Annotated in this window: 10 protein-coding genes and 1 tRNA gene; 1 reads left to right on the top strand and 10 read right to left on the bottom strand. The window is 60.6% G+C overall.

The annotated features are described in order from the left end of the window. The 3 genes from ACREC7_RS08775 to ACREC7_RS08765 form a co-directional block, all read right to left on the bottom strand. Positions 1-5,125: beta strand repeat-containing protein (locus tag ACREC7_RS08775; RefSeq protein ID WP_431555300.1), on the bottom strand; the 5,125-nt coding region annotated here is incomplete at its 3' end. A gap of 630 nt (positions 5,126-5,755) precedes the next feature. Beyond that, positions 5,756-6,253 (bottom strand): invasion associated locus B family protein, encoded by a 498-nt coding sequence (locus ACREC7_RS08770; protein WP_431555303.1) that lies wholly within the window; start codon positions 6,251-6,253, stop codon positions 5,756-5,758. A 112-nt stretch (positions 6,254-6,365) separates the two neighbouring features. Next, positions 6,366-6,848, bottom strand: a complete 483-nt coding sequence (locus ACREC7_RS08765) for an invasion associated locus B family protein (protein ID WP_431555302.1) — start codon at positions 6,846-6,848, stop codon at positions 6,366-6,368. A 347-nt stretch (positions 6,849-7,195) separates the two neighbouring features. Here ACREC7_RS08765 and ACREC7_RS08760 point away from each other — a divergent pair, with 347 nt between their 5' ends. After that, entirely contained in the window at positions 7,196-8,332 is a 1,137-nt protein-coding gene (locus ACREC7_RS08760) for a hypothetical protein (RefSeq protein WP_431555299.1), read from the top strand. A 32-nt stretch (positions 8,333-8,364) separates the two neighbouring features. On the opposite strand, the gene ACREC7_RS08755 is transcribed toward ACREC7_RS08760, so the two are convergent. The 7 genes from ACREC7_RS08755 to ACREC7_RS08725 all read right to left on the bottom strand — a co-directional run bounded on the left by ACREC7_RS08755 (position 8,365) and on the right by ACREC7_RS08725 (position 16,832). Beyond that, a tRNA-Leu gene (locus tag ACREC7_RS08755) sits at positions 8,365-8,451 on the bottom strand. A 160-nt stretch (positions 8,452-8,611) separates the two neighbouring features. Further along, complete coding sequence (locus ACREC7_RS08750) at positions 8,612-9,064, bottom strand: bactofilin family protein (RefSeq protein WP_431555298.1); 453 nt, start codon at positions 9,062-9,064, stop codon at positions 8,612-8,614. A 24-nt stretch (positions 9,065-9,088) separates the two neighbouring features. Further along, positions 9,089-11,809 carry a pentapeptide repeat-containing protein gene (locus ACREC7_RS08745; protein ID WP_431555297.1) on the bottom strand — a complete coding sequence of 907 codons (2,721 nt, stop codon included), beginning with the start codon at positions 11,807-11,809 and terminating at the stop codon, positions 9,089-9,091. A gap of 281 nt (positions 11,810-12,090) precedes the next feature. Further along, complete coding sequence (locus ACREC7_RS08740; RefSeq protein ID WP_431555296.1) at positions 12,091-12,534, bottom strand: hypothetical protein; 444 nt, start codon at positions 12,532-12,534, stop codon at positions 12,091-12,093. A gap of 587 nt (positions 12,535-13,121) precedes the next feature. Further along, positions 13,122-14,204: a TIGR03032 family protein gene (locus ACREC7_RS08735; RefSeq protein ID WP_431555295.1), complete on the bottom strand. Its 1,083-nt coding sequence runs from the start codon at positions 14,202-14,204 to the stop codon at positions 13,122-13,124. Positions 14,205-14,386: 182 nt separating this feature from the next. Beyond that, positions 14,387-14,554 (bottom strand): autotransporter outer membrane beta-barrel domain-containing protein, encoded by a 168-nt coding sequence (locus ACREC7_RS08730; RefSeq protein ID WP_431555294.1) that lies wholly within the window; start codon positions 14,552-14,554, stop codon positions 14,387-14,389. Positions 14,555-14,636: 82 nt separating this feature from the next. Further along, positions 14,637-16,832 carry a M4 family metallopeptidase gene (locus ACREC7_RS08725; RefSeq protein WP_431555293.1) on the bottom strand — a complete coding sequence of 732 codons (2,196 nt, stop codon included), beginning with the start codon at positions 16,830-16,832 and terminating at the stop codon, positions 14,637-14,639. Positions 16,833-16,951 lie beyond the last annotated feature (119 nt).

Below are 16,951 nucleotides of genomic sequence, written 5' to 3'. Positions count from 1 at the left end.
CATCGTTGCCTGAGTCGTCGCCGCTGGCCTGATTGTTTTCGCCGTCGACGTCGTTGCCGACATCCTCGCCGCTGGCCTGATTGTTGTGGCCGTCGACGTCGTTGCCCGCGTTCAAGCCGCTAGCCTGGTTGTTGTCGCCATCGACGTCGTTGCCGGAAAGAGCGCCGCTGGCTTGGTTGTTGTCGCCGTCGACGTCGTTGCCGGTGATAAAGCCACTCGCCTGGTTGCCGTTGCCGTCGACATCGTTGCCCGAAATAAAGCCGGCAGACTGATTACCGTTGCCGTCGACGTCGTTACCGACGATGGCGCCGCTCGCCTGGTTGTTATTACCGTCGACATCGTTGCCGGCGATAAAGCCGCTCGCCTGGTTGCCGTTGCCGTCGACATCGTTGCCGGTGCCCACGCCGCTCGACTGGTTGTTGTCGCCATCGACGTCATTACCGGAAAAGGCGCCGCTGGACTGATTGAAATCGCCGGTGACGAGGTTTCCAGTCACGGTGCCAGAGGCGATATTGCCGTCGCCAAGGATGAAGTTACCGGAGGCGAAGCCGCTCGCCTGGTTGTTGTCGCCGACGACGAAGTTGCCGCTGAACATGCTGTCCGCAGAGTTATTGTCGCCGGTGACGAAGTTGCCATCGCCCACGCCGCTCGCTTGGTTGCCGTTGCCGTCGACGATGTTGCCTGAGAAGGCGCCGCTCGCCTGGTTGTTGTCGCCGGTGACGACGTTTCCAGTTACGAAGCCGCTCGACTGGTTGTTGTTGCCGTCGATGACGTTGCCAGAGAATCTGCCGCTGGCCTGGTTGTTGTCACCATCTACGACGTTACCGACACCGTCGCCAGTCGACAGGTTGTTGTCACCCTCGACCAAATTGCCCGTGTCGTCACCGCTGGCCTGATTGTTCTCGCCGTCGATGAAGTTGCCGGTGTCCTCACCGCTCGACTGGTTGTTGCCACCGTCGATGAAGTTGCCGACGTTCGTGCCGCTGGCCTGGTTGTTGTCGCCGTCGATGAAGTTGCCGGCAAACAGGCCAGACGCCTGGTTGTTATCGCCGTCGATGAAGTTGCCGGACGCCGTGCCACTCGACTGATTGTTGTCGCCGTCGACGACGTTGCCGACGAGCAGGCCGGTGGCGATATTGCTGTCGCCGTCGACGAAGTTGCCGGAGAAGTTGCCGTAGACCTTGTTGCCGTTGCCGTCGACAAAGTTGCCGGAGAAGTCGCCGGTCACGATGTTGAAGCTGGCACCGTCAGCAAGGAAGTTGCCGGAGAAGTCGCCGATCGTCGTGTTGTTCTGCACGTCATCGCCGCTCAGATTGCCCGAGAAATTGCCGATTACCGTGTTGAAGGCGTAGTTGTCGCCGTTCAGATTGCCGGAGAAGTTGCCGATGATCGTGTTGAAGGCCAAGTCATCGCCGTTCCCGTCGCCGGAGAAGTCGCCGATGATCTTGTTTCCGATCACGTCCTGCTCGTTGAAGCTGCCCGAGACATCGCCGATGATCGTGTTGCCGGCAATGGTGGTGGTCCCAGCAGTGCCGTTGCCGTTGAAGCTGCCGGAGCCGTTGCCCAGGATGGTGTTGTCGATGATCTCGGCGTCACCGAACAGCACGCCATTGCCGTTGAAGCTGCCCGACAGGTCGCCCTGGACGTTGTTGCCGATGATCTCGGCATCGCCACCGAGGATGCCGTTGCCGTTGGCGGACAACGAACCTGAGCCGTTGACGCTATTGTTGAAGATGTCAGCGTCGCCGAACAGGAGTCCGTTGCCGTTGCCGCTAAGGCTGAAGTCGCCGGTGACATTGTTGCCTGCGATGTCGGCGCTGGCGCTGAAAATGCCGTTGCCGTTGCCACTCAGGTTGAAGTCGCCCGCGACGTAGTTGTCGGAAATATCGGCATCGCCGTCGCCGAAGATACTGTTGCCGTTGGCGCTGGCGTTGCCTTGGCCAAACAGAACGTTGTCCTCGATATCGGCATCGCCGTCGCCGAAGACGCTGTTGCCGTTAAGGACCGCATTGTTCTCGCCGGAGATGAAGTTCCCTTCGATATTGGCTTCGCCGTCGTTGAACACGCTGTTGCCGTTGACGTTGGCGTTGCCCTCACCAAAGATCGTGTTCTCTTCGATATTGGCGGAGCCGGTATCGAACCCGATCACCCCGTTGCCGCCATTGCCGTTGATGTTGGCATTCTCCTCACCGGAGATGAAGTTGTTCTCAATGTTGGAGACGCCACCGTCGCCGCCATTGCCGTTGGCGTTGGCATTTTCCTCGCCGAGGATCGAATTGTCTTCGATATTGGAGATGCCGAATACAGCACCGTTGCCGTTGCCGTTGGCATTTTCCGCACCAAGGATGTTGTTGTCTTCGATATTGGAGACGCCGAGGACAATGGCGTTGCCGTTACCGTTGGCGTTGTCCTCGCCTGAGATGTTGTTGCCTTCGATATTCGAGACGCCGACGATCAGGGCATTGCCGTTAACGTTGGCATTGCCCGATCCCGAGATGTTGTTGTCTTCGATATTGGAGACACCGACGATGAGGCCGTTGCCGTTCACGTTGGCGTTCCCGTCACCGAAGATATTGTTGTCCTCGATATTGGACGACGCGACGACCAAGCTGTTGCCGTTCAGATTGGCATTGCCGGCGCCGGAGATGTTGTTGCCGACGATGCTGGAGTCGCCGTCGAGGAAGAAGCTGTTGCCGTTGCCATTAGCATTGGCGACGCCAAAGATGTTGTTACCGACGATGTCCGAATCGCCGTCACCGAAAACGCTGTTGCCGTTGCCGTTCGCATTCAGAACACCAGAAATGCTGTTGCCGACGATCGTGGAGTCGCCGTTATCGGTAATGCTGTTGCCGTTGCCGCTTGCATTGACCAGGCCAAAGATCTGGTTGTTCTCAATGTCAGCGTTGCCGCTGTCATTGCCATTACCGTTGGCGAAGGCGTTGAACTCGCCTTGGATAGAGTTGTTCTCGATCACGGCACTGGCCGCGCAGGCCGTGGTCACATTGCAATTGCCGTTGGCGGTGCCGTTGAAGTCGCCAAACATGACGTTGTCTTCAATCTCAGCGTTTCCGCTCGAGCCGCCGTTGCCGTTGAGGGCGCCGTTGAACGTGCCAAAGAGCAGATTGTCGTTCAGCACCATGTTGGCGGTGCAGCCGCCCTGGAAGCAGTTGCCGTTGCCGGAGCCGTTGCCGACGCCGATGAGCACATTGGGATCCATCTGGGCATTGCCGGTGCCGCCCGCTGCAAAGGCATTGCCATTGCCGCTGGCATTGCCGTCGCCGATGACCAGCAGGCCGTCAATCTCAGAGTTGCCGGAACCACCGCCATTGCCGTTCAGGCTGGCATTGCCGTCTCCATAGATGATTGCGTTTTCGAGCTCGGAGTTGCCGGTGGTGGTGAGGCCGTTGCCGTTGAAGCTGCCGTTGAGGTTGCCGTGGACATCGGTCGCGACCTGCGTATTGCTGCCGCCGGTGACGCCGTTGCCGTTGACCGACAGATTCCCAAAGCCGACGCTCGTATTGTCGATCTGGACGTTGGAGCCGTCGCCAACGAGGGCATTGCCGTTGCCGCTTTGGTTGCCGATGCCGATAGCAGTGTTGAACAACTGGAGACTAAAGCCGTCGCCGCCGTCGGTACCGGGTGCCACTGCGTCGCCGCCATTGCCGTTGCCGGTCTGGTTGAGCGCTCCAAACGAGTAGTTGCCGATCGCGATGCTGGTGCCGTCCCCGCCAGCGCCCCCATTAGCCCCGGCCGCACCATCGGCGCCTTCGCCGCCATTGCCGTTGAGGCTTTGGTTGAGTATGCCGAACGAAGTGTTGGCGACCGAAACATTCGTGCCGTCGCCGCCCTCTCCACCGGTAGCACCGACTGTGAAAACGCTGGCGCCCAGGTTACCGGCATCGCCACCTTCGCCGCCGTTGCCGTTACCGCTTTGATTGCCGAGACCTAAAGCATAGTTGGCGATCTCCACGTTGAGACCGTCGCCACCTTCTCCACCGGTACCGCCGAGGACGAGAAAGCCGCCCACGTTGCCGCCGTCGCCGCCTTCGCCGCCGTTGCCGTTGCCGGATTGGTTGAACGCTCCAAGGGCAGTGTTGGCGATCTGAACGTTGATGCCGTCACCACCTTCTCCGCCGAAGCCGCCGGCGACCAAAAAGCCACCCACGTTACCGCCGTCGCCGCCTTCGCCGCCATTGCCGCTGCCCGATTGGTTGAACGCGCCAAGGGCGTTGTTGCCGATCTGGACATTAAGACCGTCGCCGCCCTCTCCGCCGATGCCGCCGAAGACGATAAGGCCGAGCGCGTTGCCGCCGTCGCCGCCTTCGCCGCCATTGCCGTCCTGGCTGCCGTTATTCAACCCGACGAAGCTGTTGTTATACTGAACATTGACGCCGGAACCTGGGAACCCCGGAAGGCCGTTGAAGCCAAGGAAGCCGAACCCGCCGTCGCCGCCTTCGCCGCCATTGCCGTCTTGGCTGCCGTTGTTGATGCCGATGAATTCGTTATCAGCCTGGAAGTTGATGCCGAACAGGCCGCCATTGCCGTCTTGGCTGCCGTTGTTGAATCCAACGAAGGTGTTGCCGATCTGGGTATTGATGCCGAAACCGAAGGCGTTGCCGTCTTGGCTGCCGTTATTGACGCCGACGAAGGTGTTGAAGAGCTGGGTGTTGACGCCGACGAGAAAGCCATTGCCATCCTGGCTTCCGTTGTTGAAGCCAATGGCGACGTTGCCGATCTGGGTGTTGATGCCGGCGAAGAGGCCGTTGCCGTCCTGGCTGCCGTTATTGAACCCGATGGCGACGTTGCCGATCTGGGTGTTGATGCCGGGCCCGAAGAACGAATTGCCGTCTTGCGATCCGTTGTTCACACCGATGGCGACGTTGCCGATCTGGGTGTTGAAGCCGGGTCCGAAAAACGAATTGCCGGTCTGGCCTCCGTTATTCGGCCCAAGGGTGAAGTTGGCGATCTGCAGATTGAAGGTAGGCCCGAAAACGGACGTGCCGTTTTGCGCCTTGGCCTCTTGGGGACCAGCCACCGTGATGGTCGCCGCCATTGCAACCGCGCCGAGCCCTGCCACCAGGCTCCGCGACCAGGTCGTCGTGCGATTTCCGCCCTTGCTTCTCATTAGTCCCCCTCCAGGTCCGAAGACGTGTATCCCCAAAAACATCGCTCACACTCCCCCCCTTGGGAGCCGAGTCTCGCGAACACTAAAACACAGACGTCGGACAAGTGGTAACGGAATATAAAGCCTGTCGGCGCTTTTGGCTGACCGCTGTTGCATCCGCGCCACGCTCGCCCTCATGGCGGGTAGCGGTGTTCTTTTCATTGCCGGTAAGTCGATGGTTTTTCACCCAATTTCGGCGCCGGCGCAGACGAGTTTTTCCAGCAAGCGACGCGTTTGGCGGCGCGAATTTCCACCTCGCGAGGGCCTTTTGGGAGGTCGGTCAAAGCCCCGACTGACTGTGTCGCGCATGCCTCAACCGCTGAACGACAATTTATGGTGGTGCCTGGAGAATCAGCCGGACCAAGCATGGAACCCAAGACCTTCCAGCGTCGAGTCTTGCAGGGTCTTGCGGTGACGGGAAGTAGCACCGCAATCGCCGCAATTCCTGATTCTCAATTGTTTCCTTATATTTACCGAGCGGCGAAGGTCACGTTATGGCCACAGATGCAACTTCGGCCGCAGACAACAATAAGGCGCCGACTGACCTCAGCCGGCGCCCGCGATCGCGCAAGACAAAGCGAATCGTGAAAGCTACTTGACCTTTGCGTAGGCCGCGGCAAATCCGGTAACCGGCACGGTGACCGTAAACGCCGGTTGCTGATTTTGATTCTGGACGGAGATCTTTAGGTCGGACCCCTTAGCCATGGCAGCGATTTCCGCTTCGGTCACGGCGTATTCCGCGACGCAGCCGCCTTGGTCGCAGCCTTTGAAGGGAAGCGTCTTAGCTTCATCCTGGCCGATCTGCAGTGAGGCCCCCGCCGGAAGGTAAACTCCGAGCGGGACTTGAAGCATCATGACCGGCTTTTTCGTATCGGGGGGCACCCTCACCGCGACCGACAGAAGCCGCTGTCGGGTGTTCTTAATAAATACTGATTGCCCCGCGCGGCAATCGAGCCTGCCTCTGTTGTCCGCGCAACTCACCACCCATATCGGCGGCGGAGCTGGTTGCTGTTGTCCCGGTTGCGCCGGCTGGGCGGGGGTCGCTCCCGGCACCGGAACAGGCTGCCTCTGCTGAGCCGTTTGGGCCATCCCCCCGGTGGTCATCAAGAGAGTCAGGGCTGCACCAGCGATAAGTTTCCGTCCGCACAGACTGTTAGCAAGAGTCATGGCTACATCCCCTACGTAAAGACCGATCCGCGGTCTACTTGATCTTCGCATAGGCCGCGGCGAAGCCGAGAGCGGGCACCGTAAGCGTAAATGGTTTCTGTTGGACGGTTTGGGCGGAGATAGTCAGATCCGACCCCTTCGCAATCGAGCTGAGCTCCCCATCGGTCACCGCATACTCAGCGATGCAGCCGCCCTGGTTGCAGCTGGTGAAGGGCAGCTTCAGCGCCTCCAGCTTGCCGATTTGGAGAGTGGCTCCAGCAGGCAGGTACACTCCGAGCGGGAGCTGTATCAGCAACACGGGCTTCTTGGTGTCGGCAGGTATGCGCACCGCAACGGAAAGAACGCGCTGTCTCGTTTTCCTCAGGAAAAGAGATTGGCCAGCCCGGCACTCGAGCCCCGGCCTCGTCTGGTTACAGCTCACCACCCAGTTTGGCTGCGGCTGGTTGGGCTGGCCTGCCGCCTCGGCCGGAGCCTGGACTTGCGGGGCTTGTCCCTTAGGCTGGGCCGTCTGAGCCATTAGTCCACTACCGAATCCCACGAGACAAAGTAGAGTCGCCGCCGCGATTTTAAGGCGGCGCGCGCTCGTTTTGGTGCAAAGACGCATGGAACATCCCCTCTGAAATTTCGGCGGAGAATGTGCGTTGCCCCGGGGCCTGTCAACCGAAGAAGAGGGGCCCTGCGCGGCTGCCAATAACCCTGACGCGGCCAGCCAAATATTAAGTCCGGGTCCCCGACCGTCCGGGTCATATGCGGGGCGCAGAACGCACCGGGGCTCCACTGCCTTATCGATGTGCCAAAGTTCGAGAGTATGCGCTATTTTGGCAATAGGGCTGTCGGCACTGGATACTCTTTCACGGAGGCTGGATGGAGATCGTCCTGGCCAATGATGCATTCGCGGGCGTTGGGGGCAGCGAGACGTACTTGCTTACGGTCGCGGAACATCTGCAACGACTCGGTCACGAACCAACGATCTACGCGAGGATATGCGGTCCGATGGCCGATCTCGCCATCGCGCGTGGCGTGCCAGTGGCGCGACAATCGAGCTGCTTGCCCTCGAGTTGCGATGTTGTTGTCGCGCAGGACGGCGCCATGGCCTACGAACTGGGCGAGCGCTGGCCAGAAGCGCCTCAAGTATTCGTGGCTCACAGCCCAATCTTTGACTTACAACTTCCACCAGTCTTTCCGGGAGTGGCGAGCGCGATCGTCGTCCTTTCGGACCGAGTCGAACAGCGAATCCGAGCCATGGCTGGCTCACAGGAAATCGTACGTCTTCGCCAGCCAATCGACGCTGAGCGCCTCTTCCCACGCGGCGCGCCTCGAAGTAGGCCCCAACGAGCGCTGCTTCTCGGCAACTATCTCCAAGCAGATGTCCGCCGCGTGATATCGGACGCATGGAAATCTATGGGAGTTGAGATCGTCCAAGTGGGCCAGCCCACAACTGAGCTGCTTGATCCAGAATCGGAAATCGCCGCGGCTGACATTGTCGTTGGCAAAGGTCGAGCTGTTCTCGATGCCATGGCCTGCGGGCGCCCTGCCTATATATACGACATGTTCGGCGCCGACGGATGGGTGACACCCGAACACTACCACCTTCAAGAGGCTGATGGCTTTGCCGGCCTAGCACTGCCCGTCGTTCTCGACGAGCAAAAGCTTCGCCGAGATCTCAACGATTATGATCCGCTCATGGGCCAGGCGAACCGCAAACTGATTTTGATGCACCACCTGGCCAGCACCCACGTGCATGAGCTCGTCGGATTATTTCGCAGGTTGGCGCCAAGGGCGCCGGCGCCAACTCTTCCTCATCGAGAATTTGCTCGGTTGATACGACTTCGCTGGGGCGCCGACGCTGAACTAATCAAGCTGCGCCTCGCGTTGGCCTCGATGTCGGAAAAAATAAATGCCCTGACCACGGAGCTCGAGGTTAATCATGAGCGCTCCGGGACCGAGGATGCCGGGCTTCCGGCGCATGCCCGGCAGACGGCAAATCTCAAGGAGCACTAGGCGCGCTTCGTCTCGCGAAGGAGCCGGGGTCTTGGTGCGGACGGCGGGAGTCGAACCCGCACGGGGTCTCCCCCCCAGGATTTTAAGTCCTGTGTGTCTACCAGTTCCACCACGTCCGCATGGTGCTACCGCCTGGGGCGACGGTGCCAGAAATCCGGGGTCGAGGAAACGCCGCTCTCGCGGAACGCGCCCATCGCCTGGTCCGTGAGCGGCCTTAAGAAATAGCACAGGGCCGAACGGGTGCCATTTGGGAGCACGCCGCCGCAGCGCAGTCGAGTGCTATTTCACGCCCTCTCCGGCGGCACCGCCGGCGCTCGTCTCCCCATTGTCGTCCGGCGCCGTTTTCTTTCCCGGCTTCTTGCCTGATGGCTGCGGCGCTGCTTCGCCCGGCTGGCTCGCCTCGCCTTTCACCCTGCCGGTCTGCACCGACCGCCCCTCAAACGACGCCCCATTCTCGATCGAAAGAGTTTGGTGGTGAATGTCGCCGATCACATGCGACCGGGACTTGAGAATGATCTCGCCTCCCGTGATCGGCCCTTCGATCGTTCCATCGACAACCACCTGATCGGCTGAAACCGCTCCCTTGACGAGAGCCCCGCGAGAGATGATGAGCGACTTGCCGTGCAATTCGCCCTCAATCTGTCCGTTGAGTTCCACCAGGCCCTCGGCGGTGACGCGTCCTTCAATCTTCAATCCTTTGGCGATGACCGTTTTGCGTCTGGATCCAAACATGAGCGCCTCCATGCAATGCCTGGTCTACCATCGGGAAAAGAAGCGAGGAGCGTAAAGATCCGGAAGGCGTTCTTGCCTGTAGCGCCGCGCCGGCCGTGACGAGTTATCGCTTAGCGTCCGCCGCGCGGCCGCGCGCGAGGGTGCCGGCTGCTTGACTTTGCTTCGCTCGCGACTGGCCTGCTTGATCTCGCGATCGGCTTGCTTGACTGTCGGCGGTTCGACTTTGGCGGGCTCTTCGTTGGCCCAAACCAAGAAGTCGTCGCCCTCGGGCAGAATCGCCGAATCCACGCTCGTGTCGGCAACGATCAGCGACGACCCTGGCGTCAGCCTCCGCGAGATCTCGCGGCGAACGTCGTCAGGGATCTCCAACCGGTCGAGCGCCTTCGCTGCATCGCCGCCCTCCCAGCTGAACGCGACCCACCGCGCTTTGCTGTCTCCGGGAGCGAACGGCAGCGCCATATAGAAGTGCGTGCCGAGCGGCTCGTTCGATTTGCGAAAGGCGATGGGCACATTGAACACGCGGCTGAAACCCTGCCTGACGAAGAGATGACCCTCGGGCGGCGCGGCTCGGCCGGCGACTTCATAGACCTTGTTCACGAGTTCGCCGTTCACCGCGCCATTCTCCGGCAGGCCGTTGGTCCTTTGGAATGCCCTGATCGCCGCCGCCGTCGCCTTGCCGAAGGTGCCGTCGAAGTTCTGCGGCGTGAGATAGCCCATCGATGAGAGGATGTATTGCACGCCGATGAGCCGGTCGCGCGGGGTCCGGCGGGTCACCAAGATGCGCAGCGGTGCCGCCGCGACAGGAGCTTGTGCCGCGGTCGAAGTCGTCATCTCCGCCATTGTCATCGGAGCGTCGGCGTCCCTGGCGACGACAAGAGATAAAGACACGTAACCCGGTGCGGCGTCCAACGCGTCGTTCAAGCTATCGTCCCTCGTTGCCAACGCCAAGCGGACGGCCGCGGGAAGCGGCTGGAAGAGATTGGGGTGTTCGATGGGTTTCGGTGACAGCTGGTCGTTGGCAACGAGAACGTTTCCGCCGACCGCGGTCATCTGAAAGAGCTTCGGCGCGAACGAGAACGGCAGACGGATACAGCCATGCGAGGCAGGATAACCGGGCACAGCGCCTGCATGCAGCGCCGTGCCCGAGCGGGTCAGCCGTTGCATCCAAGGCATCGGCGCGCCGCTATAGATGTTCGAGTGGTGAAATCTCTGCTTCTCCAAAATGCTGAACACACCGGGCTTGGTCTCGTGGCCCGGCATGCCGCTTGACACCCTGGAGCTCGCGATGAGGTGCGCGCCGCGATAGACGTCGATCGTCTGACGATTGAGAGAGACGCTGAGCAGAACAGGATCGCCTTGAGCCGGGCCGGCAGCAATTTGCTCGTTGGCGTCAGGCATGCGGGCAGCGACGCGTATCGACAAGAGAGGAATATTGCTGCCGGGCAGCGCGGTCGGCTCGATGCGCTCCAAGGGGAGAACCGGCGCCACAGCAATCGCCGGAGCCCGTAGACTTTCAAGCAGAGGCGGCCGAACGAAAGTCCTGACCGCGGGCAGCACCGGCATTGCGGCTGACGGCCTGACCACGAATGTGAGGGGCAAGCGCGATCTCGCCGCTTCTTTCACGACGGTGAAGTGGCGTGGATTGAGTGCCGAGGGCGCAAGCGACGCCAATTCAAACTTGCCCGTGCTTGCAAGGTTGAACTCCGGATCGGGGAGTCTCGTTGCTTGCTCCATGGCTCCGAGGGAGTCGTCTGTCGGTTTCTCCCAATCGGCCGTCCCGAGGTCGTAATGCATGCTGACCTGCCGAGCAGCGATTTGCTCGATCTCGGCAAGTGCCGGGCGTTGCTGTGCAATCTCGGCCAGGTCTGTTACTGGCAGCGCCGGAATTACTGCGTATGCCGCCGGCCGGAGCGCGGCAAGGTCAAGCGCCTCAGGAGCGTCCCCCCGCGCGCGAAGCGCGACGTCGGGCTGATCGATTCTGCGCAGCACCGTGAACACCGGCAGTTGAGCAATTTTCGGCTCCAAGGGTCCGTGGTCGGTGCTCGAGAGCAAGCTTCGATCGTGCCGGCCGTACTGCCACCACGCGGCCGCGGCCAACGCCGTGATGCAAACGACCACCGCTGTCCAGAGCTGTGGCTTGAAGGAAGGAGATTTCGCCGCACGCCGTACCATGACGCCCGGCGCGAGCATCGGCGCAAGTGGCGCTGCTTCGCTCCTCGGCGGCGACCAGGACACCGAGCCCCGAAGATGCGCGGGAAGAATGGTCGAGGCATCGCCGAGGCTTTGCTCGAGCTGCGATGGCGTGAGATTTTTTGCGTTTTGCAGATTCGCGCCGCGCAGGTTCGCTCTTGCGAGCTCGGCACTGGCGAAATCCGCATAGTCGAGGCGGGCGCCACGCAGATTTGCGGCGCGGAGATTGGCTCCCTTAAGCCGCGCATGGCTGAGGTTCGCGCCCGACAGGTCGGCAGCTTCGAGATTTGCGGACGCCAGGCTTGTGAAACGTAAGCTCGCGCGGCGCAGAGAAAGTCCTGACAGATCGGCGCCGTCAAGATTGGCGTAGTCGAGGCAGGAGCCGCCGAGATTGGCGCCTCTCAGATCGGCATGATCGAGTCGCGCATGCGCAAGATCGGCACCGGAGAGATCGGCGGCCGCGAGATCAGCCGTTGTCAGGATCGCGAAACGCAATTCGGCGTCTCGCAGCAGCGCCGCCTTGAGGTTGATGGGCCCCCCATGCATCGGGCCCATTTGGCGCTCGCTCGCCTCAAGGGCGATGCCGGCCAGGTTGGGAACCGCAGTGGGGTTTTGTTGCCGCCAAGCGTTCCACGCATTGGGGCCGCTACGCAAAATTCCTACATGCGAAGAGACGGAAGACAACGCTACTCACCGACGTGCCGCTGCCGATGAGACTAAGCTGAAACCATTACAGCAGAAACGGCGACGCGGCACACTCCACGAAAAAAGAGATCGCGTGTTTTTCACGCATCATCGGAAGATTCAGATTTCACCGGCGCGCCGAGCGCACTGCGCTACTTGGAAAGTTTCGCCTTGGCGAGAGAGGTGGCGGCCAGGTCGGCGAGACAATTCGGGATCGACCCCGTCTCGCCGTTGCACTCCAACACGTCATTGATGAGCAGGCTGCCGACCTGGTCGCATGGCGTGTCGAGGTCGAACAGCTTCACCGAGCGCTTTTGCGCCTTCAAGGGACCGAGGTCGAGCGCGAAGCGGCGCCCTATGACGCCGTCCGGTTGAAAAAGCACGAGGTCGAGCTTGAGCGCCTGATAGACCGTCGAGCTGTTGTTGGTGACGACGACATAGGCTCGGCAGCTCTCCTTCTGAGGCTCGAGCTTGTTCAACTCGATGGTGAGGTTTGTGGCCTCGGCCCCGACCGCAGGTACGAAAAAAAACATCGCCGCCAGGGCAACGATGCGACCGAACCTTCCATGCAGCTTGAACGTCCGACGAAGACCCATTCCGACCGCCTGCTTCTGAACTTCGGCGGGAAGCAAGTGCTTCGCGCCCCCGCGGTCTAGAACGTCTCGACCCGCCAGCGGTTCCCATAGCGATTATGCATCAGGCCGATGACGCCTTGGGCGCCGGCGTCAAAATAACGTGCGAGGTCTGAACTTCGCGACGGCTCAAGCGGCTTTACGCGTCGGAGCTTTGTGCGAGACGGCCCTCTTCTCCGTTTTGGCGACGCGCTGAACGGATGGAGCGCGTGAATCCACGAGTCCGTCGCGTCTGGCATCGACGTCAACGGCCGCAGATTTTTGGCGAATGCCGACGAAGAGCCCGAGAAGAATGAAGGCCAGGGCGCTTATCCCAAGCCAAACGCCGCCCACCGTCTCAAACACGTGGAGTGCGTCAGTCAGGAGCATGGCAAATCCCCCGATTAGCCAGTTGGGGTGGCGCAAAACGCGCCCTCAGAAGGTACCCTCATGACTCAATCGCAAGTCTTTTATGAGAAAAATTAAGGTTCGTTTAAGGGCAGGAATGCGGCGGTCAACATGATTATCCGCCCGTACGCACCGCCCCAAGGCCCCTGCCCCTTGGCTTTCGGTCAGTCTTCGGCATCCCCCGCGAAGGGGGCGCCCCCATCGTCCGGCATGGTAATCAGCGTGCGAAATTCGGGGCTGGCAAGCCCCACGCACATGGGCGCCCGCACCCCCGGAATGAACGCCGCGTCGAACAGCTCACGGACGGCACCGTCAAAACGAATCCAATGCAAGATGTCGCCGTTGCGAGTGTCAACGATGAACGCCCCACAGCGAGGCTCGCCGTCGCGCGCCTTGATGTTGTCGTCGAGCTCCAAGCCGCGGAACGAGCTGTCGCGGGGCAGCGAGGTCGCAACCAGAGCGAAGTGTCGCCAGAACGACAGGCCGCGCAAAAATCCGGGGCAGAAGGCCACCCTCTCGATCTTGCCGCTCGCTTCATCGACGCGGCAAAGATAACCGCGCCCTGAATCGAGAACCCATAATTTGCCATTCGCCAACCTCGGCGAATGGGGCATGGACAGGTCCTCGGTGACGATTCGGTTGGTCTCCACGTCGATGATGACGCCGCCCTCGTGCCGCCGCTCGCGCCAGCCGTCCACCACATCGCTGCGGCTGACCGCGGTGACGAATTTGGGACGCCCGTCGCGCATCGCCAATCCATTCAGATGGCAGCGGTCCTCCGGCGCGAGGTTGCCGATGAAGCGCGGGCGCCATAACGGCTTGAAGCTGTGCACCGGATCGAGGGTGGCGAGACAGGAATACTTCGTATTGACGAACACCACGCTCCCGCCCTCGCCGACGGCAATCTCGTGGATGTCGAGGTCGCCGGTGGTCTGAGCGTTGCGCGGCACGTAAAGCCGGTCGAATTGCTTGTTGGCCACCTGACCCTGCTTGAGCACGTTGTCCAAACGCCAGACTTGAGCGATGGCCGAAAGATAGATGCGCTGCGCATCGGCGCACAGCCCCATGGCGCGCACGAAGTTGCGTTGATAGACCGAGAGGCTTCCTCTCGGCAGAGCGCCGATCAGCATCAGCTGTCCGGTCTGATAGGAGGTGAGCGCGATGCTGATACGGTGTGTGGCGAGCCAGTCCACAAGACCACGCGAGGCGCTGATTTTGGTGGGCTCAGCCTTGGCTTCGCCTCGCACGCCTTCGCTGCCGGCGTCAGCTTGGCGCTTGGCGGGCGAGATCGGAGGCCGCCTTCGGGCCCGTTCCTGTCCCCCAGCGCTCTCAGCCTTCTTCTTGCGGGGGGATGCCGTCTTGGCCGGGGGCGTCAACGCGGAACCTCTGAAATGCGGGCGCGAAAGCTGATCGGACTGAGTTTAGCCCGTTACCACTTGTAGCGCACGCCTAGCTGGCCGCCTACGCCGTCGATATCGTCGCCAAAGGTGACATCGACCTTGCCGAAGCTTGAAGCGCCGGCGCCGAGGTTGAAGAGGTTGATGCCGGCGCTCACCTCGCCCCAAGTGTCTTGGAAATTGTCGGCCAGGCTGAACAAGGTGCCAGAACTGTTTCGGTGCGCATCAGAAAGATGGCAATGTGGGTGACGGTGTGTCCGTGCTCGATCAATGGGGTGCGGCTTAGAAGGTCACCTTGAGCGTAACGCCGGAAAAGGATGTGTAGGCTCGCAGCATGATGTGGTAGCTGCCGGCGACAGTGCTCAGAACTGTGCAGCTTTCGTTGTTAGAGTATAGGTAGGGTCGGCAATCGTAACCAACGGTCGTCGGCGGTGCGCCGAAACGCGTATAAAGATCCGCGTCACCCATGCCGCCGCTGATCGCAACGGTCAGGTGCTTGCCGGGTCCCGGCGTAACATTCCATACTCGACTGGTGCCCGTCGAACCTGAGAGGTTCATCTCAGTGAAAGGAACGCTGATTCCCGTCTGATACAGCCCAGTGAGTTTCGTATTAGCATAGGCGGCATACCCCCTCAACATGACGTAATAGCTGCCCGCACTCGGAGCGGAAATAGTGCAAGTCTCATTGTTGCCCGTCCGGTAGGGTCGGCATGTGTAACTTGAGGTCGTTGGCAGGCTCCCCAGGCGCGTATAAAGATCGGCATCCCCCGTGCCACCGCTCAAAGTAAAACGCACGCTGGTCTGAGCGGCCGGTACGTCGAGCTTGTAGAACCGCTCGCCAGCCGCAACATCGCTGATCCCATTCACCGGGACGCCGTTCGTTAGGGTGATGATTGGGGGCGGTGGAGGAGGTGGTGGAGGTAGTGGGGGTGGGGGTGCAGCGGCAACGCCAACCGCTTGCCAGGCATCCCCTACGGCGGCTTGCTCGGCGGCTGTGAACCCAAGTTCGCTCGCCGCTTGTTCGCAGGCGAACCTCGCTGCGCTAAATTTGGAGTTCGAGGTCAGGATGTCGACATTGGCCTTGTAAAATACCCGAATCGCCTTGGCCATGCCGATTCCGGTTACGACGATCGAAGACTTTCCTCGCGGATGTGTGCCTCCCTGAGACATCAAGTAAAAAGCGAGATTGGCAATGCCCGAGCTGTATCGGACGTCCACGGTACCGGCCGTGCTCGTCCAGAAATCAAGGGAGACGCCATCCGCCACTGGATCGTTCATGTAGCGGAGCGCAGGCGGCAGGACGTCTTCGCCCACCTTCCAAACATCGCCAGAAACGACGAGCGACCCGGTCCTATTGCCCTCAACCCACGCCTCGGTGAAAGCACCAAAAATGTCGGACATCGCCTCGTTCACGCCGCCCGACTCGCCGCTATAGATGAGGCCCGACTCACTCTCAGTTAGCGCGTGAGTGAACTCGTGAGCCACGACATCAATTCCCCGGGCCAACGGCAAGCAGCCATAAGCTGCGTCACCGTCACCAAAAAACAGCTGTGTGCCGTTCCACCCCGAGTTGCAAAATTTGTTGCCGTAGTGAACGCTGCTGATGATCTTTGCGCCGGCATTGTCGAATGAATCCCGATTCCAGAAATTCTTGTACGCTTCATATGTGTCGCTGGCGCCATCATACGCAGCATTGACGTCCACGTCGCCGGTTGCCGCTTGACCCTCTGAGCGGATCAAAGACCCGGGGAGGTTAGTGCCGTTGTTTGAGCTATGTACGCTTCGGTTCTTCAAGAATTGGATCTGGGGATGCACACCGACAATTGTTCCGCTGTGTACATCGACGTAAACCTTGTCACGCACCGGGTCAGGACCGCGTTTGCCCTCGGCAACGAATTCGTATGCCTTGAATGTCTCGCCCTCAAAGTCGGCGAAGAAGACCGGTCGAGGTGTTGAAAACGACATGTCAAGGAAGAGTGGATTCTTTTCGACGTACTTGCGAGCCGCGCTCACGCCGATGTCTCGCATGCCGAGGCCGGTAGGAAGTTTGCCATGCGCCGTGCCATTGATCGCATAGATCATCCCCTGCGCATTTACGTGAACCACGAAATCACCCCCTATGACCTCCAAGCCATCGATGACTTGGCGGTAGCGAAGGTGGTGTGAGCCGGTTTCATCGGTGTTCAGCTTGCGAAGCTTGAGCTCGTTCGGCTTCAGGTGAAATGGCGCGAGCGCGGGTTCGAGTATCGTGGCCATCTTGCGCTCGGTCGACTCCCTGTCATGCAGTGGCAGCGCTCCGACATAGGCGAGTTCACCCCGAAGAAACGTAGTATTGCCGTCATGGATTACTTGGGAAATTTTCGGAGCAGGGGCGTTTGCGCTCGACGCAAAACTCTGCGAATGCCGGAAGGCCGTTGCGGTCAGCAAGAGTCCAACGCTGACTCCGACAAGACAATAGGCAACCAGCTTCTTGCGCATGATCAATCTGGCCCAGTAGCCGCCTCGAGCGTTTTCCGGGATGGCGTCCGGCAGGCTCTCGGTTGGCCCGGTAGTGGGACGCCTCCGAGTCCGCACTTACTTGTGAGCTCGCTCGGACT

Origin of the sequence: Methyloceanibacter sp. (genome assembly GCF_050728395.1) — a bacterium.
In the GTDB taxonomy this organism is placed as follows: domain Bacteria; phylum Pseudomonadota; class Alphaproteobacteria; order Rhizobiales; family Methyloligellaceae; genus Methyloceanibacter.
Note: the sequence above shows the minus strand (reverse complement) of the source record. Positions and strands in the feature narration are given on the sequence as shown.